The sequence below is a fragment of the Streptomyces sp. NPDC020379 genome (assembly GCF_044387105.1).
Classification (GTDB): domain Bacteria; phylum Actinomycetota; class Actinomycetes; order Streptomycetales; family Streptomycetaceae; genus Streptomyces.
The window spans coordinates 67,060-88,049 of record NZ_JBIRVR010000015.1; the positions used below are offsets into that span (position 1 = coordinate 67,060).

Annotated in this window: 19 protein-coding genes and 1 tRNA gene; 7 read left to right on the forward strand and 13 right to left on the reverse strand. The window is 70.9% G+C overall.

All coding sequences use genetic code 11. From position 1 onward, the window contains the following. Window positions 1-88: 88 nt before the first annotated feature. On the forward strand, window positions 89-946 hold the full coding sequence (locus tag ACH427_RS20405) for a class I SAM-dependent methyltransferase (RefSeq protein ID WP_398870949.1): 858 nt from the start codon (window positions 89-91) through the stop codon (window positions 944-946). A 153-nt stretch (window positions 947-1,099) separates the two neighbouring features. Here the strand turns inward: ACH427_RS20405 and ACH427_RS20410 are convergent, their stop codons facing one another. Continuing rightward, entirely contained in the window at window positions 1,100-1,834 is a 735-nt protein-coding gene (locus ACH427_RS20410) for a FadR/GntR family transcriptional regulator (RefSeq protein WP_398870951.1), read from the reverse strand. A 116-nt stretch (window positions 1,835-1,950) separates the two neighbouring features. On the opposite strand from ACH427_RS20410, the gene ACH427_RS20415 reads away from it, so the two are divergent. Beyond that, on the forward strand, window positions 1,951-2,430 hold the full coding sequence (locus ACH427_RS20415) for a flavin reductase family protein (RefSeq protein WP_398870953.1): 480 nt from the start codon (window positions 1,951-1,953) through the stop codon (window positions 2,428-2,430). Window positions 2,431-2,452: 22 nt separating this feature from the next. Continuing rightward, window positions 2,453-3,655, forward strand: coding sequence for an acyl-CoA dehydrogenase family protein (locus ACH427_RS20420; protein WP_398870955.1), 1,203 nt, complete (start codon window positions 2,453-2,455; stop codon window positions 3,653-3,655). A gap of 302 nt (window positions 3,656-3,957) precedes the next feature. Here the strand turns inward: ACH427_RS20420 and ACH427_RS20425 are convergent, their stop codons facing one another. From ACH427_RS20425 to ACH427_RS20465, 9 genes are all read right to left on the reverse strand, one after another. Then, complete coding sequence (locus tag ACH427_RS20425; protein WP_398870957.1) at window positions 3,958-5,613, reverse strand: long-chain fatty acid--CoA ligase; 1,656 nt, start codon at window positions 5,611-5,613, stop codon at window positions 3,958-3,960. Between the two features lie 130 nt (window positions 5,614-5,743). Next, window positions 5,744-6,280, reverse strand: a complete 537-nt coding sequence (locus ACH427_RS20430) for a SigE family RNA polymerase sigma factor (protein ID WP_398870959.1) — start codon at window positions 6,278-6,280, stop codon at window positions 5,744-5,746. A 118-nt stretch (window positions 6,281-6,398) separates the two neighbouring features. Continuing rightward, window positions 6,399-7,235 carry a glycoside hydrolase domain-containing protein gene (locus tag ACH427_RS20435; RefSeq protein ID WP_398870961.1) on the reverse strand — a complete coding sequence of 279 codons (837 nt, stop codon included), beginning with the start codon at window positions 7,233-7,235 and terminating at the stop codon, window positions 6,399-6,401. Window positions 7,236-7,288: 53 nt separating this feature from the next. Next, the gene (locus tag ACH427_RS20440) at window positions 7,289-8,455 is read right to left on the reverse strand and encodes a lipid-transfer protein (RefSeq protein ID WP_398870963.1); all 1,167 of its coding nucleotides are present in this window, start codon (window positions 8,453-8,455) and stop codon (window positions 7,289-7,291) included. Continuing rightward, window positions 8,452-8,847, reverse strand: coding sequence for a MaoC family dehydratase (locus tag ACH427_RS20445; protein ID WP_398870965.1), 396 nt, complete (start codon window positions 8,845-8,847; stop codon window positions 8,452-8,454). Before ACH427_RS20445 ends, ACH427_RS20440 begins: the two co-directional genes overlap by 4 nt. Beyond that, complete coding sequence (locus ACH427_RS20450; RefSeq protein WP_398870967.1) at window positions 8,844-9,764, reverse strand: bifunctional MaoC family dehydratase N-terminal/OB-fold nucleic acid binding domain-containing protein; 921 nt, start codon at window positions 9,762-9,764, stop codon at window positions 8,844-8,846. The genes ACH427_RS20445 and ACH427_RS20450 overlap by 4 nt, the downstream gene beginning before the upstream one ends. 178 nt (window positions 9,765-9,942) lie before the next feature. Further along, entirely contained in the window at window positions 9,943-10,251 is a 309-nt protein-coding gene (locus tag ACH427_RS20455; RefSeq protein ID WP_398870969.1) for a hypothetical protein, read from the reverse strand. Between the two features lie 1,271 nt (window positions 10,252-11,522). Then, a complete protein-coding gene (locus ACH427_RS20460; RefSeq protein ID WP_398870971.1) occupies window positions 11,523-12,872 on the reverse strand; it encodes a DUF2993 domain-containing protein in 1,350 nt (449 codons plus the stop codon). 18 nt (window positions 12,873-12,890) lie between these two features. Next, window positions 12,891-13,343 carry a hypothetical protein gene (locus ACH427_RS20465; protein WP_398870973.1) on the reverse strand — a complete coding sequence of 151 codons (453 nt, stop codon included), beginning with the start codon at window positions 13,341-13,343 and terminating at the stop codon, window positions 12,891-12,893. 349 nt (window positions 13,344-13,692) lie between these two features. Here ACH427_RS20465 and ACH427_RS20470 point away from each other — a divergent pair, with 349 nt between their 5' ends. Continuing rightward, window positions 13,693-14,370 carry a hypothetical protein gene (locus tag ACH427_RS20470; protein ID WP_398870975.1) on the forward strand — a complete coding sequence of 226 codons (678 nt, stop codon included), beginning with the start codon at window positions 13,693-13,695 and terminating at the stop codon, window positions 14,368-14,370. A 344-nt stretch (window positions 14,371-14,714) separates the two neighbouring features. Here ACH427_RS20470 and ACH427_RS20475 read toward each other — a convergent pair whose 3' ends face one another. From ACH427_RS20475 to ACH427_RS20485, 3 genes are all read right to left on the reverse strand, one after another. Continuing rightward, a complete protein-coding gene (locus ACH427_RS20475; protein ID WP_398870977.1) occupies window positions 14,715-15,503 on the reverse strand; it encodes a GntR family transcriptional regulator in 789 nt (262 codons plus the stop codon). A 155-nt stretch (window positions 15,504-15,658) separates the two neighbouring features. Further along, window positions 15,659-15,745, reverse strand: a tRNA-Ser gene (locus ACH427_RS20480). A gap of 94 nt (window positions 15,746-15,839) precedes the next feature. Continuing rightward, window positions 15,840-17,444 carry a S1C family serine protease gene (locus tag ACH427_RS20485; protein ID WP_398870979.1) on the reverse strand — a complete coding sequence of 535 codons (1,605 nt, stop codon included), beginning with the start codon at window positions 17,442-17,444 and terminating at the stop codon, window positions 15,840-15,842. A 240-nt stretch (window positions 17,445-17,684) separates the two neighbouring features. Here ACH427_RS20485 and ACH427_RS20490 point away from each other — a divergent pair, with 240 nt between their 5' ends. From ACH427_RS20490 to ACH427_RS20500, 3 genes are all read left to right on the forward strand, one after another. Continuing rightward, complete coding sequence (locus ACH427_RS20490; RefSeq protein ID WP_398870981.1) at window positions 17,685-18,509, forward strand: glycerophosphodiester phosphodiesterase; 825 nt, start codon at window positions 17,685-17,687, stop codon at window positions 18,507-18,509. Window positions 18,510-18,690: 181 nt separating this feature from the next. Further along, a complete protein-coding gene (locus ACH427_RS20495) occupies window positions 18,691-19,164 on the forward strand; it encodes an ATP-binding protein (protein ID WP_398871126.1) in 474 nt (157 codons plus the stop codon). Between the two features lie 594 nt (window positions 19,165-19,758). Beyond that, window positions 19,759-20,727, forward strand: coding sequence for a DUF5926 family protein (locus ACH427_RS20500; protein ID WP_398870983.1), 969 nt, complete (start codon window positions 19,759-19,761; stop codon window positions 20,725-20,727). Window positions 20,728-20,990 lie beyond the last annotated feature (263 nt).

Sequence of the window (20,990 nt, forward strand, 5' to 3'; positions counted from 1 at the left end):
GCACCGGGGACAGTGCAGACCCTGCCCTGTCCCCGGAACCCCCTCCGTCCCGATCCTGAGCTGATTCCCGACACGATCAGGAGCCCCCATGGAAACCGGTCAGCCCAGCCGCACCGCGATGCGCGCGGCGCACGGCCGCGCCTGCCACCAGACCGACCCCCGGCGGATCCTCACCGACCCGCTGGCGCCCAGGATCCTGGGCCTGGACCCCGCCGGGCTGCCGCCGCTGCCCGACGACCCGCTCGACCTCTACGGCCTCCGCTTCCTCGCCGCCCGCAGCCGCTTCGCCGAGGACGCGCTGGCCGCCGCCGTGGCCACCGGCACCCGGCAGCTCGTGATCCTCGGCGCGGGCCTGGACACCTTCGCGTACCGCAACCCCCACGCGGAACTCCGGGTGATCGAGGTCGACCACCCGTCCACCCAGGCGTGGAAGCGCCGACAACTGACGGCGGCCGGAATCGAGATCCCCGAGTCGGTGACCTACGCCCCTGCCGACCTCGAACGCGACCCCCTGTCCACCGCCCTGGCCAAGGCGGGGCTGGACCGCACCCGCCCGGCGTTCTTCCTCTGGCTCGGCGTCACGGCGTACCTCACACGCGACGCCGTCCTCACCACACTCCGCTCCATGGCCGACCACCCCGCGCCGGTGCGCATGGTCTTCGACTACTACGGCGAGGCGCCGCCGACGCTGTCACCCGAACTCCGCGCCGTACGCGAGGCGGCGGCCGAAATGGTGGCCGAACTCGGCGAGCCCTGGCTCAGCTGCTTCACCCCGGAGGACATCGCAGCCGAGCTGCACGCGATGAAACTGACCACCACCGAAGACCTCACAGGCCCGGTCCTGGTCACCCGCTACGCCGAAGGCCCCGTCCCCGCCGCGGACCCGGTGAACAGCCATGTGATCCACGCGGGACGCATGACATGGAAACCCGAGGCGACCGGGTGACAGGACCGCAGCCCGGGCCGGACGGGGATGCGCGGCCGGCCTCGCGGGGAATCGGCCGCTCACGCACCCGGATCACGTCGGACAGCTCGCCCTCCACGCCCCGTGCCGTCAGATGAACCGGTGGCCGAGGATCAGGACAAGCGAATCGGTGGATCAGTCACAAACCGGCGTGGCCGCCAACCGCACCGCCCGCTCCTTGTCGCGGATGTCGAGCGCCTCGACGAGCGCCGCCTGCCGCTCGTACCGCGCGCGCAAACCCTCCGCGTCCACGGCCAGTTCGGCCTGTTCCGCGGCCGGCAGCAGACCGTCGTACAGCGAACGCAGCAGCGCCGTGGGGCTGAAGGACGCGAGACGGCCGCGCAACTGCCGGTCGGCACGGGCGAAGGCGGGCGCGTCGGCGGCGCCGGCCGCCTGGGCCAGTGCGGCCAGGTCGATGCGCAGGACGGCGAGATCGGCGGGCGAGGCGTGCCAGAGCGCGTCCTCGACCAGCAGCGGGTCGAGAGCGTCGCGGATACGCCGCGCGTCCGCCGGGTCGCCGTCGTCGAGGGACTCGGCCCAGGCACTCAGCCGCCCGGTGGACTGCTGCCGCGCGGCGAAGAGGCCGCCGCCGGGGCCGGGGCGTACGGTCACCAGGCCGCGGGCCTGGAGCAGGCGCAGCGACTCGTTGAACGTACCCACGGACACGCCGCATTCGGCCCGCAGTTCGTCCTTGGTGCCGAGCCGTGCCCCCGGCTTCGTACGGGCGACGCGCTCGGCGACGCGGTCGGCGGCCACCTCCGCGCGCGACCTCGTCGAGGAGCGCTCCCAGTCGTCGCGCCGCAGGGCGGGCGGCTCACCCGCGTAGCGCGACGTCCGACGGCAGACGTCGCGGGGGTCCGCGGTGTCCATGGCGCCTCCTCCATGAGCTCGAAATTGATTATGACGAATAGCATCGCACCTCTTGACGCCTTTCGTAAACCGGCTGCATGATCATCCTAATCATCATGATGATTGAAGGAGGCGCAGTGATCGAGCAGGACTTCCGCGATGCGATGGCCGGGGTCTGCGCCCCGGTGACGATCGTGACGGCCGCCCAGAACGGAGCCCCGTACGGGGTCACGGTCAGCGCCTTCACCTCGCTGTCCCTGCGCCCCGCGATGGTCTCGGTGGCCCTGGACCGCTCCTCGAACGTGCTCGCACGCATCCTCGCGACCGGCCGCTTCGGCGTGAACGTCCTCGGCCACGGCCAGGGCGCCCTGGCCACGACCTTCGCCCGCCGCCTGCCCGACCGCTTCGCCGCGTCCGGGGCGCCCTGGCGGCACGACCACGGGCTGCCCCGCCTCACCGAGGCACCGGGCTGGCTCGTGTGCGAGCTCGGCTCGACGGTCGTGGGCGGCGATCACCTGCTGCTTCTGGGGCGCGTCGTACACGTCCGTACGGCCACCGCCGCACCACTCGTCTACAGCCACCGCACCTTCGGCACGCACTCCGCCTTCGCGCGGTGACCCTCAGCTCAGGAGGCCCGACATGACCACCACGCACACCGGACCGCTGCTCTCCCCCACCCGCGACGAACTCGTCGCGCGCGCGGTCGCCCTGCAACCGCTGCTGCGCGAGCACGCCGCCACGATCGAGGCGGAACGGCGCGTGACCGACGAAGTGATCGACGCGCTGACGGAGGCCGGCCTCTTCAAGCTGACCGTGCCCCGGCGCTTCGGCGGATACGAGACCGACGTACGCACCCTGATCGACGTCACGGCCGCGACCGCCGAGGGCGACGGCTCGACCGGCTGGGTGGTCGCCGTGGTCAACACCTGCAACTGGCTCGCCTCGCTCCTCCCCGAGCAGGCCCAGGAGGACGTCTTCGGCGCCGACCCCGACGCGCGGGTCACCGGCGTCTTCAGCCCGACCTCCACCAGCCGCAAGGTCGAGGGCGGCTGGCGGGTGTCCGGCCGCTGGTACTACAACTCGGGCTCTTCGCACTCCTCCTGGTCCCTCCTCGGCATGCCGCTCACCGACGAGAGCGGCGAGGTGACCGACCAGGCGATGGCTCTCGTCCCGCGGACCGACCTGGAGGTGGAGGACACCTGGTTCGTCTCCGGCCTCCAGGGCACCGCCAGCAACTGCCTGATCGCCGAGGACGTCTTCGTACCCGAGCACCGGGTGATGTCCGTACCGAACGCGATCGAAGGCGACGTCCCCGCCGACCACGGCCCCACCGGCCTCTACCGCTCCCCCTTCTCCCCCCTCCTCGTCGTCGGCCTCGCCGGCGCACAACTCGGCTTCGGCCGGGCCGCGTTGAAATTCGTGGTGGAGAAGGCGGCGACCAAGCCGGTCCCTTACACGTATTACGAGACGCAGGCGGAGTCGGTGGGCGTGCAGCTACAGGTCGCCGAGGCGGCCATGAAAATCGACACGGCTCATCTGCATCTGCACCGGGCCGCGGCCGACATCGACACGGCGGCGGAGCGCGGTGAATCGCTGGACCTGTTGACCCGGGCCCGCGTGCGGGCCGATACGGGGCACGCGATCTCGAATGTGCTGTCGGCGATCGACACACTGCTGCATGTGCACGGGGGCGGGTCTTTCGCGTCGGTCAATCCGCTGCAACGGATATGGCGCGACGCGTCTGCCGCGGGGCGGCATGCGTCGGCTACGCCGGTGGTGGGGGCGGAGGTTTACGGAAAGGTGCTTTTGGGGGTGCCGGAGGGGATCACGCCGTTCGTATGAGGCGGGGCCCGCTGCGCCTGCGGCGGGCTTTTCCCCCACCCCGCCCCTTCCCGAACCGGGACTCGTGCCCCAGACCCCCGCAACACGGCTTCGCCGCGTTGTCCTCAAACGCCGGACGGGCTGGATTTGGCTGGGCTCAGCCATATCCAGCCCGTCCGGCGTTTGAGGACGCGGCCGCAGGACGCTCCCGCCGCAGGCGGCAACGGACCCGCAGACGGGGGGCCTGGGGCACGAGCCCCAGTTCCGGGAAGGGGCGGGTAGGGAAAAAGCGCCGCAGGCACCAGCCACCCGCCCCCGCCCGACTACCCCAGCACCGACACCTCCAACGCCCCCTCCGCATAAAGCCGCCGAAGCACCTTCTTGTCGAACTTCCCGACGGAAGTCTTCGGCACAGAGGAAACCCGCACCCACCGCTCCGGCACCTGCCACCGAGCCACCCGCTCGCCCAGGAACGCCCGCAGCACCTCGTACTCGACTTCCGACCCGTCCCGGAGAACGACCGCCGCCAACGGCCGCTCCCCCCACTTCTCATCCGGCACGGCCACGACAGCCGCCTCCGCCACCTCCGGATGGGCCATCAAGTGATTCTCGAGCTCGACCGAAGAAATCCATTCACCACCGGACTTGATGACATCCTTCGCCCGGTCCGTCAGCGTGAGATAACCGTCGGGAGACATCGTCCCGACATCACCCGTACGCAACCACCCGTCAGCACTGAATTTGTCGTCGGGCCGTACAGGCTCGGCCCCGGCGCCGCCGTAATAGGCACCGGCGATCCACGGGCCGCGTACCTCCAGTTCGCCCGCGGACTTCCCGTCCCAGGGCAGCAGTTCGCCGCTGGGGCCGGTCAGCCGGAATTCGACGGAGGCGGGGAGGCGGCCCTGGGTGACGCGGTACGGCCAGGCGTCCTCGCCGGTCACGCCGGCAGGCGGATAGGCGACGGAGCCCAGCGGGGAGGTCTCGGTCATGCCCCACGCCTGGGCGAGCCGCACGCCGTGCCGCTCCTCGAAGCCGCGCATCAGCACGGGCGGGCAGGCGGACCCGCCGCTGATGACCGTGCGGAGGGAGGACATGTCGCGCGGCCGCGCGTCGAGCTCGGCGAGCAGCCCCGCCCAGATGGTGGGGACGCCGGCGGAGACCGTGGGCCGCTCGGCCTCGATCATCTCGGCGAGCGGACCCGGCTGGAGGAAGCGGTCGGGCATCAGCATCGACGTACCGGCCATGAACGCCGCGTGCGGGAGCCCCCAGGCGTTCACGTGGAACATGGGGACCACAGGAAGGCAGATCTCGTCCGGAGTCAGGCCGAAGGAGGCGGCGGCGTTGACCTCCATGGCGTGCAGATAGATCGAACGGTGGCTGTAGAGCACGCCCTTGGGCTCGCCCGTGGTGCCCGAGGTGTAGCAGAGGGCGGCGGCCTGGCGCTCGTCCAGCTCCGGCCAGTCGAAGTGGTCGCCGGGGTGCCCGGCGAGCAGCTGCTCGTAGTCGTGCACCTGAGGACGACAGCCCGCCAGGAGGGACAGGTCGCCCGGGCCCGAGACGACGATGTGCTCGACGGAGTCCAGGTGCGGCAGCAGCGGCGCGAGCAGCGGCAGCAGGGAGCCGTTGACGATGACGACGCGGTCGGCGGCGTGCCCGACGATCCAGGCGAGCTGCTCGGCGGGCAGGCGGAGGTTGAGCGTGTGGAGGACGGCGCCCATGGCGGGGACGGCGAGATACGCCTCCACGTGGTCGCTGTTGTTCCACATCAGCGTGGCGACGCGCTGGTCGCCGACGACCCCGAGCTCCTCCCGGAGCGCGTGGGCGAGCCGCACGGACCGCGTGCCGATCTCACGGAAGGTCCGCCGCCGCGGCTCGCCGTCACCGGTCCAGGTCGTCACCGTGGCGTCCCCGTGGACGAGCGCACCGTGGACGAGGATGCGGGTGACGGTGAGCGGTACGTCCTGCATCGTGCTGAGCACCGGGGGGCCTCCCGAAGGACAAAAGCGGAATGGTGATCGTCCGCTGATTCTCCTGCGGTAACTCCTGGTAAGTCACTACCCACTTGCTAAGACGCAGGCCACACCGGGCCCCCTCGCCGGCGGACCGCGGTCAGGCCGCGCACGCGAGCTCGGGATCCTCGCGCAGCTTGCCCAGCGCGCGCGAGACCGCGCTCTTCACCGTGCCCACGGAGACACCGAGCAGCTCCGCCGTCTGCACCTCGGTGAGGTCCTCGTAATACCTGAGGACGACCATGGCCCGCTGCCGGTCCGGCAGCCTGCGCACCGCCCGCCACATCACATCGTGCAGCGACTGCTGCTCGGCGGGGTCCAGGGCGGTGGACTCGCGCTCGGGGAGTTCCTCGTACGGGAACTCCTCGACCTTGCGCTTGCGCCACTGCGAGGTGCGCGTGTTCACCAGCGCGCGCCGTACGTATCCGTCGAGCGCCCGGTGGTCCTCGATGCGCTCCCAGGCCAGGTAGGTCTTGGTGAGCGCCGTCTGCAACAGGTCCTCGGCGTCGCACGGGTTCGAGGTGAGCGAGCGGGCGGTGCGCTGGAGCACCGGGCCGCGTGTCCGTACGTACGAGGTGAACGACGGGTACACGGCGGTGGAGGCGCTGGTGCACACAGGCGTCGCGGAAGCTGTCATGCCTCAACGCTAGGAGCGCACCCGTACCTCGCGGATCGGCCGGAGGTGCCGAAGAGCGATCCCCCTCAGGTCGTATGTGTGGGGTTGCCCCCACCTCCCAGAGGGGGAGAACGCTGCCCTAGTCGATGATCGCCACCGGTGCGTCCACCAGATTCCGGTCGACCGTGAGCTTCTGGCCACCGTGACTCTCGGTGACGTTCCCCTTGTACTGGTGGATACGGCGGTGCGGGGTCCAGGCGCCGCGGCCCAGCGCCGGCTCGCCGTCGGTCGTGGGGTCGGTGCGCCAGCGGGCGAACCACATCACGTCGGGCAGCCCGGAGGTGCCGTTGCGCCGGGCGCGGTCCATGTGCCGTACGCCGGAGTCCGCGCTGCTGTAGAAGCCGGGCAGATAGCCGAGGTCGCGGACGGTGGCGCTCCAGCCGCGGATGAAGGAGAGGGTGATGTCGGCGCACTCGTCGTCGCCGTCGTCGTACGCCTCCATGTCGAGGTAGAGCGGGCTGCGGGGGGCGATGCCGAGCGCGGAGGCGCGGTTCGCCGCCTCCTGGCCCTCGTCCTGGCCCTGGTCGTAGGGGTAGTCGCCGATGCCGTAGGTCCTCTTGTTGTCCGCCCGGACGCAGGGCGACTGCGAACCGACGAAGATCGGCAGGATCTTCCAGCCCAGGCCCCTGGCGCTGCTGAGCCAGCCCGCGTTGAGATAGGTCTGATGGGGGCAGGCGCGGGCGCGCCCGGCGTAGTAGACGCCGACGGCGCGGTAGTCGGAGTCCTTCCAGGCGCGCAGGGCGGTCAGGGAGGGGGCCTGGCAGGCGTCGATGCCCCACCCCTTGAAGATCTTGGCTCCTTCGTCGCGCGGATCGCCCCGGTCCCCGGCCGCGGCAGGCGCGATACCCGAGGTCAGCTGGGTCAGCGCGACCATTAGGGCGACGAGATATCCGATGATCTTCCTTCTTCGTGCCATGACGTGAGTCAAAGGGGGCCGGGGGTGGGCCTGTCCGCTGACACGCCGCCGGTTCATCCGTCTGCCCCGAGAAGCAGCCCGGACGTGGGAACTCCGGTGCCCGCGGTGACCAGCACCCGCCCGGCCCCGGCCACTTGGTTCACCGCCGTGCCGCGGAGCTGGCGCACGGCCTCCGCGATGCCGTTCATGCCGTGCAGATACGCCTCGCCGAGCTGGCCGCCGTGGGTGTTCAGGGGCAGCGCGTCCGAGGCGACGAAGGCCGCGCCCTCGCCGGGCCCGCAGAAGCCGAATTCCTCCAGCTGCATCAGGACGTACGGAGTGAAGTGGTCGTAGAGGATGCCCACGTCGATGTCCGCCGGCGACAGCCCGCTGCTGCCCCACAGCTGCCGCGCGACCACTCCCATCTCGGGCAGGCCGGCCAGGTCGTCGCGGTAGAAGCTGGTCATCTGCTCCTGCGCGCGGCCCGCGCCCTGGGCGGCGGCGACGATCACGGCGGGCGGGTGCGGGAGCGCGCGGGCCCGCTCGGTGGAGGTCACGACGAGCGCCTGGCCGCCGTCGGTCTCCTGGCAGCAGTCCAGCAGCCGCAGCGGCTCGGCGATCCAGCGGGAGGCGGCGTGGTCGGCGAGGGTGATCGGTCTGCCGTGGAAGTACGCGGCGGGGTTGGTCGCGGCGTGGCGCCGGTCGGTGACGGCGACATGCCCGAAGACCTCGGGCTCCAGGGCGTACGTGTGCAGATAGCGGCGGGCGCCCATCGCCACCCAGGAGGCCGGGGTGAGCAGCCCGAAGGGCAGCGCCCAGCCGAGCGCGGCACCCTCGGCGGAGGGCTCGCGCCGCTGGACCCCGGCGCCGAAGCGGCGGCCGGAGCGCTCGTTGAAGGCGCGGTAGCAGACGACGACCTCGGCGACGCCGGACGCTATGGCGAGCGCGGCCTGCTGCACGGTGGCGCAGGCGGCGCCGCCTCCGTAGTGGACGCGGGAGAAGAAGGACAGCTCCCCGATGCCGGTCGCCTGGGCGACGGTGATCTCGGGGCTGGTGTCCATGGTGAAGGTGACGAGGCCGTCGACATCGGCGGGGGTGAGCCCGGCGTCGGCGAGGGCCGCGCGGACGGCCTCGGCGGCCAGGGCCAGCTCGCTGCGGCCGGAGTCCTTGGAGAACTCCGTCGCCCCGATCCCGACGACGGCCGCCAGGCCGCCGAGGCGGTCGGGGTGCCGGGCGCTCACGCGGGGTCCGGGGACGGGAGGGTCACCGTGACCGTACCGGTGACATGGGGGCCCAGCCGGTTCGTGCCGACGACGAGCACTTCGGCGGTGCGGTCGTTCACGGAGACGATCCTTCCGGTCAACACCAGCGCATCGCCGGGATAGGTGGGCACACCGAGGCGGATCGAAACCCGCCGCAGGACCGCCTCCGGCCCGAAATGGTCGGTGACGAACCGGCCCACGAGTCCATTGGTGGTGAGGATGTTCATGAAGATGTCCGGAGAGCCCTTGGCCCGCGCCGCCTCTGCGTCGTGGTGTACGTCCTCGAAGTCACGCGAGGCGAGCGCACCCGCGACGACGAGCGTACGGGTGACGGGGACGGTGAGCGCAGGCAGTTCGTCGCCCGCTCTCATCGCGCCACCCGTGCCGCCGGCGCGCGGAATACGGGCAGGAGCTGCCCGCCGTCCACACGGACGAACTCCAGCTCGACGGGCATCCCGATCCGCACCCGTTCCGGGGCGATTCCGGTGACGTTACTGATCATCCGTACCCCTTCGGCGAGTTCGATCAGCACGACCGCGTAGGGCGGGTCGAAGGCGGGGAACGGCGGGTGGTGCATGACCACGTACGAGAAGACCGTCCCGGCGCCGGACGCCTCGACGGCCGTCCACTCCGGCGACCCGCAGCCGCCGCATCCCGGCAGCCAGGGGAACCGCAGCACCGCGCAGGCGTCGCACCGCTGGATGAGCAGCTTCCGCTGGGCCACGCCGTCCCAGAAACCGGCGTTGTCCCTGTTGACGACGGGGCGGGGGCGGGCGGCCGCGCTCGCGCGGTCACTCTTCGCGGGCGCGTACTTGAGGATGCGGAAGCGGTGCGTCCCGGCGAGCTCTCCGCCTGCCCGGACGTCCATCCGCGTGGTGACGAAGTGCCCCGTGCCCAGCTTGGTGGTCTTGCGCGCCGACACGGACTCGATGACCGCTTCGTATGTGATCACGTCTCCCGGCCGGAGCGGGCGCAGATACTCCTGCTCGCAGTCGGTGGCGACCACGGCCGTGCAGCCGGCGGAGTCGAGCAGGGCGAGCAGTTCGGCGTACGCGGTGGCGCGGCCGGCGGGCCCGGACAGGCCGCCCATCGTCCATGCCTGGAGCATGGTGGGCGGGGCGATCGGGTCGGTGCCCGCGTAGGCCGGGTTGGCGTCCCCCATGGCCTCGCACCAGTGCCTGATCATCGGGGCGTTGACCGGGTCCTTGCCCCGGCCGGAGCCCGCGGGCCGGCCCTCATAGCTCTTGAGCTTCTTGAGCAGCCGAGATAGGTCTTCGGGGTCGTCCACCGGCTCCCCTTCCCGAGTTTTTCTGACTGTCCGTCAGGAAAACTCGGACTGTCAAGGGCGCGCGGCCCCGGGGGCCGTCCGGGGGAAAAGCCGCGCGGCGGCACCGAGTGCCGCCGCGCAACCATCACCAGACCCTGTCCACTCTCACCCGGTCACGGGTGTCGCCCCGATCCAGCGGCTACCAGAGCTTCGAGAAGGTCACGGAGACGTTGTCCTGGCGGATGGCGGTGTCGTGGGAGTTGTTGACGCTCGCCGTGGCGGCCTGGTTCGAGGCACCGGAACCCGTGGCCTGCTGGAGGCCCGTCGTGGAGTTTCCGTTGTTGGTGTGCCCGACACCGCTGCCCACGATCGCGGCAGCGGCCACGTTGGATCCCCGGTTCGCCAGCTGGCCGCCGTCATCGGCCGAGGCGATGCCGGAGAACAGCAGAGCGGCCATCGGGAGAGCGGCAACAGCGGCGAGGACGCGAGCAGTGCGGGTGCTTGCCATGTCAATTCCTCCAGAACGCAGAACGGAACTACTGCTTAGTGCCGGGCAGTTGGCCGACCGCCCAGCGATGTCGCCGACGTCGCTGATGATGTTGTGCCCACCGAATCCCCGGCGAACCACCCGTCGCTTCTCATTCCCTCGCAAGCATGACCGCTCACGAATAAACCCCGACACTCCACTCAGCGTGCGTCCGGCACGTCCCAGGGAGCTCGCTCTTCCCTTGGAGCCGTTGCGTCCCATGGGGAGAACCGTTCCGGCTTTTATTCGGGCTTTTTCGTAAGGGGGGTGGGGATTAACGTTCATTCTGGGGCTGGCGGGGCCCTGTCGAGAGGTGCGGGTTGTATGTGGGGTGCGGGTCTGTTGCCGCCTGCGGCGGGAGCGCCCCGCCGGGCTCGCTGTGGTCTGGTGCGGGTGCGTTGTGGTTGCGGTTCAGGTGGCCTCAATCGCCGGCCGGGCTTGGTTTGTGGTGGGTGCCGGGGGTGGGCCTTCCGGGCTGGGGACCTGGAACGCGGTGCGGGCACCGTGCTTTGCATTGAGTGCCGTGACGACGCACCGCGTTCCAGAACCCCACCCTCCAGCCCCACCCCCTCCCACCGGAGAGCAAGTGCGGGGCAGTGGGGCGCCGCCCCTTCCAGCCTGTCCGGGGCGCTCATGCCAGCCCGAGTGCGCGTCTCTTTCAGCCCGTCCGGCGTTTGAGGTTCACCGCGCGAAGCGTGGTGCCGGGGCCTGGGGTCTTGCCCCCGGCTTCGAGGTGCGCCGGTCTCCCCTTTCAGCCCGTCCGGCGTCTGAGGTTGACCGCGCGAAGCGTGGTGCCGGGGCCTGGGGTCTTGCCCCCGGCTTCGAGGTGCGCCGGTCTCCCCTTTCAGCCCGTCCGGCGTCTGAGGACAACGCGGCGAAGCCGTGTTGCGGGATCAGGGGCGCAGCCCCAGTTCCGGGGCACGCAACGCCGCGAGGGTCTGGGGGCTTGCCCCCCCCCACGCGGCGGAGCCGCACATCAGACGCAGCCGGGGAGGGGCGGGGCTGGGGAACAACCAGCCCGTTGGGGGCACCTCCCAGCGTTAGCTGGGGGAGATTGAGAACGCGCCCGCAGGGCGCTCCCGCCGCAGGCGGCAACGGACCCGAGGTTCGGGGTCTGGGGCAGCGCCCCAGTTTCGGGAAGGGGCGGGGCTGGGGAAAAGCCCGCCGCAGGCGGACGCCGCACAAAGCGGAAAGTTCCGGCCCTACATGACGAAATCAGAGCAGATTCATAGAAAAGCGAACCCCGTTCCGGACTACCCGGTCTTACCGACGGCCAGCTCCATCCCGGAAAGGCTCACACGGATCCCGTCCTCCTCGACCTTCACCCCCCGCAGCTGAAGCACCCTCGCCTCCTTCGGCAAGGAGAAGGAGAACGACAGACGATCGGAAAGCTCCGGCGGCCGCATATGGATCAGGCCGTCGATGAGCTTGGGGTCGATGCCGATCTTCGAGAGCAGCCAGGGGCGGTCGACCACGACGTCGACGAGATTGACGTGGGTGAGCTGATCGACGAACCGGGGCGCCCCCGTCAGCTCGTGCAGCTTCCGCTCGTCCCGCAGCGCCTCCGCGACGACGTCCGCCGGCACCCCGAGCCGCTCGACCACCGCGGGCACCGACAGCAGCGCCTTCACATGCGCCGCGTCCCGGCTGATGCGCTCGGCCGTCTCGCGGTGCAGGGTCAGGCCACGGCCGCGCCCCGGACGGTAGGTGGCGATGCCGGGCACGTCGAGGCTCATGCCGTCGATGTCGGTGGACAGTTCCCGGTTGTCGACGAGCCGGAGCTGGGCCTGTGCCCGTACGCGCAGTTCCTGCCCGGCGATCGTGAGCCGCCCGTCCGCGCCGATGGAATTGTCGTCGCGACGGCTGAATTTCACCTGGGACGCCGCGAGTTCGCGATTCATGTCGTCGAAGGACATCACGACTTCGCCGTCAAGATTTCCGACGACCGCGCCGCGGATATCACTCGGCAGATCGCCGGTCAGCCGGATGTCGTGTGCGCTCGCCTTGACCTTCGCGAGCGATACCCGGTCCGCGGCGACATGCGGCACGGTGACGTCGACGCGCTCCAGGCGCTTGTCCAGCACCTGTGTGAGGAAGGGAAATCCGTGGATGTCCACCTGCGGGGCCGCCACGAGATGAAGCTGTTCCTGGAGCGCCCGCTGTGCCTTCTTCTCCGCGTACATCGCCGCGCACCGGTCCGCCAGCACGAGAAATCCGGCACACACGAGAAACGCGAACACCAGCTTCAGGGCCCGGGGCACAGCGGCGAACGGCCCCCGGCGCCGCCGACGGCTTCGCTTGGCACGCCGCCCTTTCCCGGTCCGCCGGTGATCGGGCGGCGACCACGGCTCGTCACGCTCGATCCGCAGCGGAAGGACGGTTTGCGCAGATGTCAGGGAATCCCCCGCCACGCCCTCCGGTATCGGCATCTCCTGGGTCGCTTCGCCGAGAAGTGGATCGGGATCGGCGAGCGCGGCGAGTTCGTCGTACGGATTACGGGAGCGAGGTTGCATGCGTATGGGGGTTCGCATCGTCTCATCCCACCACGCGCGAGCCCCTGGAACGCAAGTGAGTTCTGTTAGCGCGTCGTAAAAACGAGGCAACGTGGCATGGACCTATGGTCACATTCCCGCCAACTGATGGTCCGTCGGGTACGCGTACACACGCACCGGGTCGAGCCGCAGCTCATGCGGCCCCATGCAGTCGGCGACGAGGGTGGCGACGAGCGTCCCGCAGCCGCAAACCATGTTGCGCCCGTCCGTGCCCCGCGGCCCGCAACAGCCCCAGTGCGCGCTGGACGGCGCGGCCACCCGCAAATCCCGCACGTCGTCAGGATGCACGACCACGGAATTCCGGAGCCCTAAGGAAACCGGCTCGCCTCCGCTGGCCGACTCGAAAGGAGAGGCCCAGGGCTCGGGGTCGACCGCATAGCACCCCCGAGGCACCGTCGAAGGAGCCAGCGAGGTCTTATGGTCACGACCCCTGTCGTCCATGTGCGCATCAGGAACGCGCGGCAGCACCCGCAATTCGGGCGTCAGCTCGGCTCCGCACTTCGAGCAGAAGAAGACCGTCACGCCCCCATTTGTACACGCCGAGCAACCGGGGCGACCCTGGCCAGATCCTTCAAAGGCCGGAGCCGGCCCGGACCAGCGGGGCGCCCCCCACGGGGCCACGCACGACGGAGCCCAACGCCTGGGTGTCATGGCCACTCTGCCCGGCTCATACGGATTCCAGCCCGATGGCCATCAAAAAGCGCGCCTTGTCACCCATCCGTGCCGTAAATCCAACACCTGGCAGGTGATCTCGGACACAAAAAGAAGCAATGCCTGATGAGAGGTCGCTTTTGCGCCAACCGTCCATTGGCGAATACCGGTACGGTCCCCCTCTCCATTCATTGATCCATATCCACGGGGGAATCACGTGATGAACGGTGTCGACACCGTCAAGGCCGCGCGGAGACTGAGCGGACTCGTCGCCGTCGGGGCGCTCGCCCTGACCGGCTGCGGTCCCGACGAAAAGCCCGCCCAGCCCGCCTCATCGGCTTCGTCCGCTCCCGCCGCCAAGCCCGGCGCCCCCACCGGCGCGGCCTCGACGGCCGGGCCGGGCACGTCGAGCGCGGGTACGGGCAGCGCGGGCGGAAGCGGATCGGACGCGAAGTCCGGGGACAACCTCAAGCTCGGGCAGGCGGCGAAGATCCCCTTCACCTACGGCTCGACAAAGGGCGAGATCTCCCTGGCCGTCACCTCGATCGACCAGGGCGACCCGGCCGACCTCGCCTCGCTGAACCTCGGCGACCAGGTGAAGGGCAAGGTCCCTTACTACATCCGCTATTCGGTCACGAACGCCGGCACGACCGACCTGTCCTACAGCGCCGTGAACCACATGAAGGGCCACCTGCCCGACGGCACCGAAGCCCAGGACCTCATGGTCATCGGCGATTTCGACAAGTGCAAGAGCGACGCACTCCCGAGCGGTTTCACCGGCGGCAAGACCGCCCAGGGCTGCGCGGTGGCCCTGGCCCCCTCGTCCTCGGTGAAGGTCACCTCGGCCGAATACTGGGGCGAGCCCTTCACCCTGGGCAAGGGCGTCTTCTGGAAGTGATCCGGGAGCAATCCGGATGACAAGGCCCGCCCCGAAATCCCTTACGGGGCTGGCCTGTTCACAACAGATGCGTTCGAGGACGACGGCGTATGCCGACTTCGTGCAGGGCGAACGGAACCACCAGGCCCAAGGTGGCCGGCTTGACCAGCAGCGGCCACACCTGAGCAGCCACCGAAATATTGGACTTCTGCCGAAGATGCCCCGGTCGCCGTACGGGGGCGGTTCCGCTTCCGCGGAACGGGTGCCGGAGGGCCACCCGCTCCTGGCGCTCCGCGCCATCCACTACGGTCATGCGTGAAATCAGCTGGCCCAGCCGGAAGTCGCCGCCGCCACACTCCCGCCACTCACCACATTTCCAAGGGAGTAACGAACGTTATCTCCGTACGGTCGCCTGGCAGTGTGATGTCCGACAGCTCCACGACGCGGCCATCGGCGTCGTACGAGGTCTTCCGGAGCAGAATCACCGCGGTACCGGGCTCCAGCTCCAGCTCGTCCGCCTCTTCCGGGGTCGGCGGGCGGGCGGTGACGCGCTCCTCGATGCGGGCCAGTTCGATCCCGACCGTGTACAGCTGGTTCTGAGTGCCCCCGGGCCAGGGCTCGTTGGCGACGTCCAGAAGAGCTGGATTCCCCGCCACCGTGTCGCGCACGAGATAAGAGGTCACCAGCGCGAAGGGCGCACGCTCGGCGGCGTACCGCGTCCGGTACGTGCGCTCGATCAGGGCCGTGCCCTCCGGCACCCCGAAAGCATCCGCGATCTCCTTGGCCGCCTTGACCTCACGGTAGGCCGTACGGAAAACGAGATCGCGCACCTCGAGGCCGGTGTCATGCTCCGTCGCCCCGGTCGCGGCCCGCTCCGATTCCGGTCGGCGGGCGCGGTCCTTCTCCCACTGATACCGGAGGTTGCTGCACAGCACAGCCGTACGCGTCTTACGAACGAAGTTGCCGCGGCCCTGCTGCTTCTCGATCAGCCCCTCGGACCGCAGAAGCCGGAGCGCGTCCCGGATGGTCGGAACGCTCCGTCCGTACCGCTCGGCGAGCGCCGCCTCCGACGGCAGCCGCTCCCCCGGCACAAGCCGACCTGAACGAATGGCCTCACTGAGCTCGTCCGCGATCTTTTCGTACGCGTTCGCCATAAGTGCTCACCGATCTGTCGCCGGGCGGCGTCAGCATACGGCCGACGGCACACGCCGCGCCGCCGGCACTCTGCTGAGCTGAGTCGAAACTCAACGACGAAGGGGCGCCCCCGAATCAGGGGCGCCCCTTCCACCTGGCCGCACGGCCACAAACGCGGAGGCTGAGGGATTTGAACCCTCGGTGACATCGCTGCCACGACGGTTTTCAAGACCGTTCCCTTAGGCCGCTCGGGCAAGCCTCCCCGCACCCGCCCACCTGCTGCGGAGCGGGTACAGCCTACCGTCTGCTCATTTGGTGCGTGCAGGGCCGGTTGGCCGTGGGATGGCCGTGGGATGTCAGTTCCGGTCGCCCTCGCGCTGGCCCAGGGTGATCTCCGTCGTCGCCTGCTTGCCGTCGCGGGTGTAGGTGACCGTGACCTTGTCGCCGGGGCGGTGGGTCCAGATCTCGCTGATCAGGGTGGCGCCGCTGTCGATCGCCGTGTCGTCGAGCTTGGTGATCACGTCGCCGGCCTTCAGGCCCGCCTTGTCGGCCGGGCCGCCCGGGGTGACGGCCGGGGCGCTGCCGTCGCCGCCGGAGGCGATCTTGGCGCCGTTGCCGGACTCCCGCGTGTTCAGGGTGGCCGAGATGACCGGGTAGACCGGCTTGCCGGTCTTGATCAGCTGGTCGGCGACATACTTGGCCTGCTTGATCGGGATCGCGAAGCCGAGGCCGATGCTGCCCGCCTGCTGCTGGCCGCCGCCGAAGCCGCCGCCGCTGTTGGCGGACTGGATGGCGGAGTTGATGCCGATGACCGCGCCCTGGGCGTTGAGCAGCGGGCCACCGGAGTTGCCCGGGTTGATCGACGCGTCGGTCTGGAGGGCGCTCATGTACGAGGCGTTGCCCGTGCCGCCGCCGTCGCTGGAGGCGACCGGCCGCTTCTTCGCGCTCACGATGCCGGTGGTGACCGTGCCGGACAGGCCGAAGGGCGCGCCGATCGCGATCGTCGCGTCACCGACCGCCGTCTTGTCGGAGTCGCCGAGCGGGATGGGGTTGAGGGCCGCCCCGGCCGGGTCCTTCAGCTTGATGACGGCCACGTCGTAACCCTGCGCGCGGCCGACCACCTCGGCGTCGTACTGCTTGCCGTTGGAGAACGTCGCCGTCAGCTTGCCGCCACCCTGCGCCGCCGACGCGACGACGTGGTTGTTCGTCAGGATGTGGCCCTGCTTGTCGTAGACGAAGCCGGTGCCCGTGCCACCCTCGCCGCCGCCGCTCTGCGCCTCGATGGTGACGACGCTGGGCAGCGCCTTGCTCGCGATGTCCGCCACGGAACCGGGCGTACGGCTCTCCGTCTTCGGGTCGCCGGACGCGGTGAGCGTCGTCGACGACTCGCCGCTGTTGCGGTCCGCCGCCCAGAAGCCGATGCCGCCGCCGACGCCACCCGCGACGAGGGCCGCCGCCAGGACGGCGGCGACGAGGCCGCCCGCGCGCTTGCGCGGCGGGGGGTAGGCACCCGGCGCGCCCCACACGCCCGTCGGGCCGCCGGGGGCCGCGGGCGCGCCGCCGTACAGCTGCTGCGGGCCGGGCCCACCGCCGTACCAGCCGCCCTGCGCGCCGGGCTGGTGCTGACCGGGCGCCGCGCCCTGCGCACCGGCCTGCGCGAAGGCGGCGGTCTGCTGCTGAGGCGCGGCGGCCTCGGCGGGAGCGGGAGCGCTCTCCTCACCCGCACCGACCGCGGGAAGCTGCGCCGTCTCCGCCGGAGCGGGCGCGTCAGCGGGAGCGGAAGGAGCCGAGGGAGCGGAAGCCGGAGCGGAAGGAGCCGCACCCTCACCGGCCGCAGGCGGAGCACTCGGCACCGGCGGTACGGATGGAACGGGGCGCTCCGGCTCGGCCGCCGACGCCGCAGGCGTCGTACCCGGGCCGGGCGCAGGCGGAACGGCAGCGCCCTCGTTCTCGGTGCTCACAGCTCTCTCCTCATCACGTGCATCGTCAGGTGCACATCAGTGTCATGCGCGGGGCCCGGCCTTGGCTACGGGCACGCCCCTGTGCTCATGCCATGGATCCGGTCTGCTGCCAGCTTTTCCCATGACACGTCAGACCACCGTAAGCGGAGCCTGTGACCGGACCTGTCGCCCTTTACTCCGGGGCAAACAAGGCAAACGGTGCGCATGCGCGATTGTGCCAGGCGGTGGCACCATAACGCGGTGACCTATGCGCACCCGGCCCGGGACCTCCGCCCCGAGCGCCACCCGCTCGCCGTCATCGCCCACCGCGGAGCGTCCGAGGACGCTCCGGAACACACCCTGTCCGCCTACCGCAAAGCGATCGAGGACGGTGCCGACGCGCTGGAGTGCGATGTGCGCCTCACCGCCGACGGGCATCTGGTCTGCGTCCACGACCGCCGCGTCAACCGCACGTCCAACGGCCGCGGCGCGGTCTCCTCCCTCGAACTGGCCGATCTCTCGACCCTCGACTTCGGTTCGTGGAAGGGCATGGCCACGGACGACGAGGAGCCCGACCTGGACGCCACCTCCGTCCTCACCCTGGAGCGGCTCCTCGAACTCGTCGTCGACGCCGGACGCCGCGTCGAGCTGGCCATCGAGACCAAGCACCCGACCCGCTGGGCGGGCCAGGTCGAGGCGAAGCTGCTCGACCTGCTGGACCGCTTCGGCCTCACCGAGCCGCCCGCGGGCGAGCCCTCACCGGTGCGCGTGATGAGCTTCTCGGCACGCTCCCTGCACCGCGTGCAGGCGGGCGCCCCGAGCATCCCGACCGTCTATCTGATGCAGTTCGTCTCCCCGCGCCACCGCGACGGCCGGCTGCCCGCGGGCGTACGGATCGCGGGGCCGAGCATCCGGATCGTACGGAAGGACCCCGGCTACGTGGCGCGGGTGCACCGCGCCGGACACCGGGTCCACGTGTGGACGGTGAACGACCCGGCCGACGTCGAACTGTGTGTCCGCGCGGGAGTGGACGCGATCATCACGAACCGGCCCAGACAGGTGCTTTCGCAGCTCGGCCGACCGTAGCTCCATTACATGGAGTGCACCGGCGCGTTCGGTGCGTGTTCGACCCCTCCGAGTGCCCCACCGTCTCCGGGATGGCCGGTTTCCGGTCCAGTCCATTGGGGCATCCATCCCCTGACGTGGGGCAAAGGAGGTCTCGGGGGTGGCGTTGGTGGTGGCACAGGAGGTGCCCACGTCGTCGATCATGGCCGTACCCCATGGTCCAACCGGTGTGGGCCAGGCAAGACACCGGATGCGTGAGGATCTGCGCATCAGCGGGGTAACGGATTCGGTCATCGACGACGCTGTATTGATCCTTTCGGAGCTGCTCAGCAACGCGTACCGGCACGGGCGCCCGCTGAGTCCGGAGAACGGCGACAGAGACGGGGAGAAGGACGGGGGGATACGTGCCGCCTGGAGACTCGACGCGCACGGCCGGCTCACGGTCGAGGTCACGGACGGGGGAGGCCCGACCCGGCCACTTCCGGCCACACCTTCGGTGACCGCGCGCGGGGGCCGCGGCCTGAACATCATCAGCGCCCTCTCCCAGGACTGGGGCGTACGGGACGCCTGTGGCGAGGTGACCGTATGGGCCCGGCTGTCGGCGCGTGACAGCTTCACGACGCGGATGGAGCTGGCACCCGAGATGGCGTTCACGGATATCGACGAGCTGACATGACGACGATGCGACGCGCGTAGACCAGCGCGATCGTCACGAGCGGGCGCGCTCGGAAGCGCCTGCGCACGGCCGGTGTGCCCCGCGGAGCGGACGTCAGAAGTCCGCGGATCCACGGCACCCCATCACCACACTGGCCGCCTTCCCATGGGCGCCGTCGGCGTACGGTCCTCCTTCCTCCCCGGCCTGGCGGTTCCGGCTTGGCTGCTCCGGCCTGGCGGCGACGGCCTGGTTGCTCCGCCCTGGCGTCGGCTCATGCGCAGCACCGGCGACGGCTCGTCCCCAGACCGTCGGCGACTTCTCCAGACCGTCGGCGACTCTTCCGCCGCCCGGCCGCGACACCGTCGTCGCACGCCGCCCGGCCGCGACACCGCCGTCGCATCCCGCGGGCCTCGCCCCGCCCTCCGGCTCCGCCATGCGCGGCCGTGCCGCTTCCGGGCGGAGCCCCGCGGAGCCCCGCGCTCCGGGGCCCTGGAGCCACGCGTACCGCGCCGGACGCGCCCGTCCGGCGGGGACACGGCGCGCGGCGGCCCCGCGGCACGGCCTGCCGCTAGGCTCGCCGCACATATCCGCACCCCAACGGGAGACCCGCTCACCATGGCCAAGAAGCGCCGCCCCCAGACCAAGGCCGCCACGCCGTCGGCCGTCGACGGTCCGATCCCCGTCGTCGGTGCCCGTGAGCCCTGCCCGTGCGGGTCGGGCCGGCGCTACAAGGCGTGCCACGGCCGCGAGGCCGCGCACGCGGTGGCCGAGCTCGTCCAACGCCCCTTCGAGGGGCTGCCGGGCGAGGCCGACTGGGTCGCGCTGCGCGAGCTCGTACCCGCCGCGACCGTGGAGCTCACCCTCAGGGACGGCCTGCCGGAGGGCGTGCCGTCGGTGACGCTGGCCACCGTGCTGCCCATGGCCTGGCCCGCGCTCCGCCGGGACAACGGCGCCGTCCTGCTGGGCCTCCAGAACGACACCGCGTCCGGCGACCTGAGCCGCGACCTCGCCCACACGCTCCAGCGCGCCCTGACGGCACCTCCCGGCAGTCCCGTGGCCGCCGAGCGCACCGGTACGGACGGGCCGCGCCTCCAGGACCTGCTGGAGACGGCGGCGCCGTTCGAGCCCGTCGTGCACAAGGGCTTCGACTTCTGGGTCGAGAACGCCGAGAGCGCGACCGGTGAGGTCGCGGCCTCCCTGGACCGCGCCAACGCCGCCGCCATCCCGACGGTCCGGCTGTCCGGCGTCGACGCCGCCTACTGGTGCGAGACCCCGGAGAAGAACCACCTGCGCTGGGTCATGACCCACCCGGAGGAGAAGCTGCTGGACGCGCTGGCCCGGCTGCACGCCGCGGGCACGTCCTCCCTGGGCGAGGGCACCCGCCTGGTGGGCTCGTTCCGCGCGCACGGCCTGACCGTGCCGGTGTGGGACCTGCCGACCGCGGTACGCGCGGAGGACGTCGAGAAGCCGGCCGCCGCGTTCGCGGAGCGGCTGGCCGCGGCGCTCGCCGACGACGCGCCGCTGACGGCCGAGGAGCGGCGCGCCCGCGGCGGCCTCACCAACCGTCAGATCACCTTGAACTGACCGGGCTCCGGCCTCTCACGGACGGGCCCGGCCGCGGAACGCTCCTGCGGCCGGGCCCGTCCGGCCGTTCCGGGGCGGCCCGCCGCCGACGGCACCGGGCCCGCAGACGCGAGCGCACCACCGGCACGCCGACAACGAGCGTGCGCCGGTCCGTCATCCGTCCGCGCCCCCTCCGCGCATCCGTCCACCCTCTGGTCGACACATCGACCGCACGGAAGCCGTCGCGGGCGGCGGAGTGGTTGATTCCGGTGCGTCGGCGGCGC

Excerpts from the sequence above, each read along its gene's own strand:
- ACH427_RS20405 (WP_398870949.1), top strand. The coding sequence starts at position 89 with ATGGAAACCGGTCAGCCCAGCCGCACCGCGATGCGCGCGGCGCACGGC.
- ACH427_RS20475 (WP_398870977.1), bottom strand. The coding sequence starts at position 15,503 with ATGGCGAACGCGTACGAAAAGATCGCGGACGAGCTCAGTGAGGCCATT.
- ACH427_RS20470 (WP_398870975.1), top strand. The coding sequence starts at position 13,693 with ATGAACGGTGTCGACACCGTCAAGGCCGCGCGGAGACTGAGCGGACTC.
- ACH427_RS20435 (WP_398870961.1), bottom strand. The coding sequence starts at position 7,235 with ATGGCACGAAGAAGGAAGATCATCGGATATCTCGTCGCCCTAATGGTC.
- ACH427_RS20420 (WP_398870955.1), top strand. The coding sequence starts at position 2,453 with ATGACCACCACGCACACCGGACCGCTGCTCTCCCCCACCCGCGACGAA.
- ACH427_RS20500 (WP_398870983.1), top strand. The coding sequence starts at position 19,759 with ATGGCCAAGAAGCGCCGCCCCCAGACCAAGGCCGCCACGCCGTCGGCC.
- ACH427_RS20445 (WP_398870965.1), bottom strand. The coding sequence starts at position 8,847 with ATGAGAGCGGGCGACGAACTGCCTGCGCTCACCGTCCCCGTCACCCGT.
- ACH427_RS20410 (WP_398870951.1), bottom strand. The coding sequence starts at position 1,834 with ATGGACACCGCGGACCCCCGCGACGTCTGCCGTCGGACGTCGCGCTAC.
- ACH427_RS20495 (WP_398871126.1), top strand. The coding sequence starts at position 18,691 with ATGGCCGTACCCCATGGTCCAACCGGTGTGGGCCAGGCAAGACACCGG.
- ACH427_RS20430 (WP_398870959.1), bottom strand. The coding sequence starts at position 6,280 with ATGACAGCTTCCGCGACGCCTGTGTGCACCAGCGCCTCCACCGCCGTG.
- ACH427_RS20455 (WP_398870969.1), bottom strand. The coding sequence starts at position 10,251 with ATGGCAAGCACCCGCACTGCTCGCGTCCTCGCCGCTGTTGCCGCTCTC.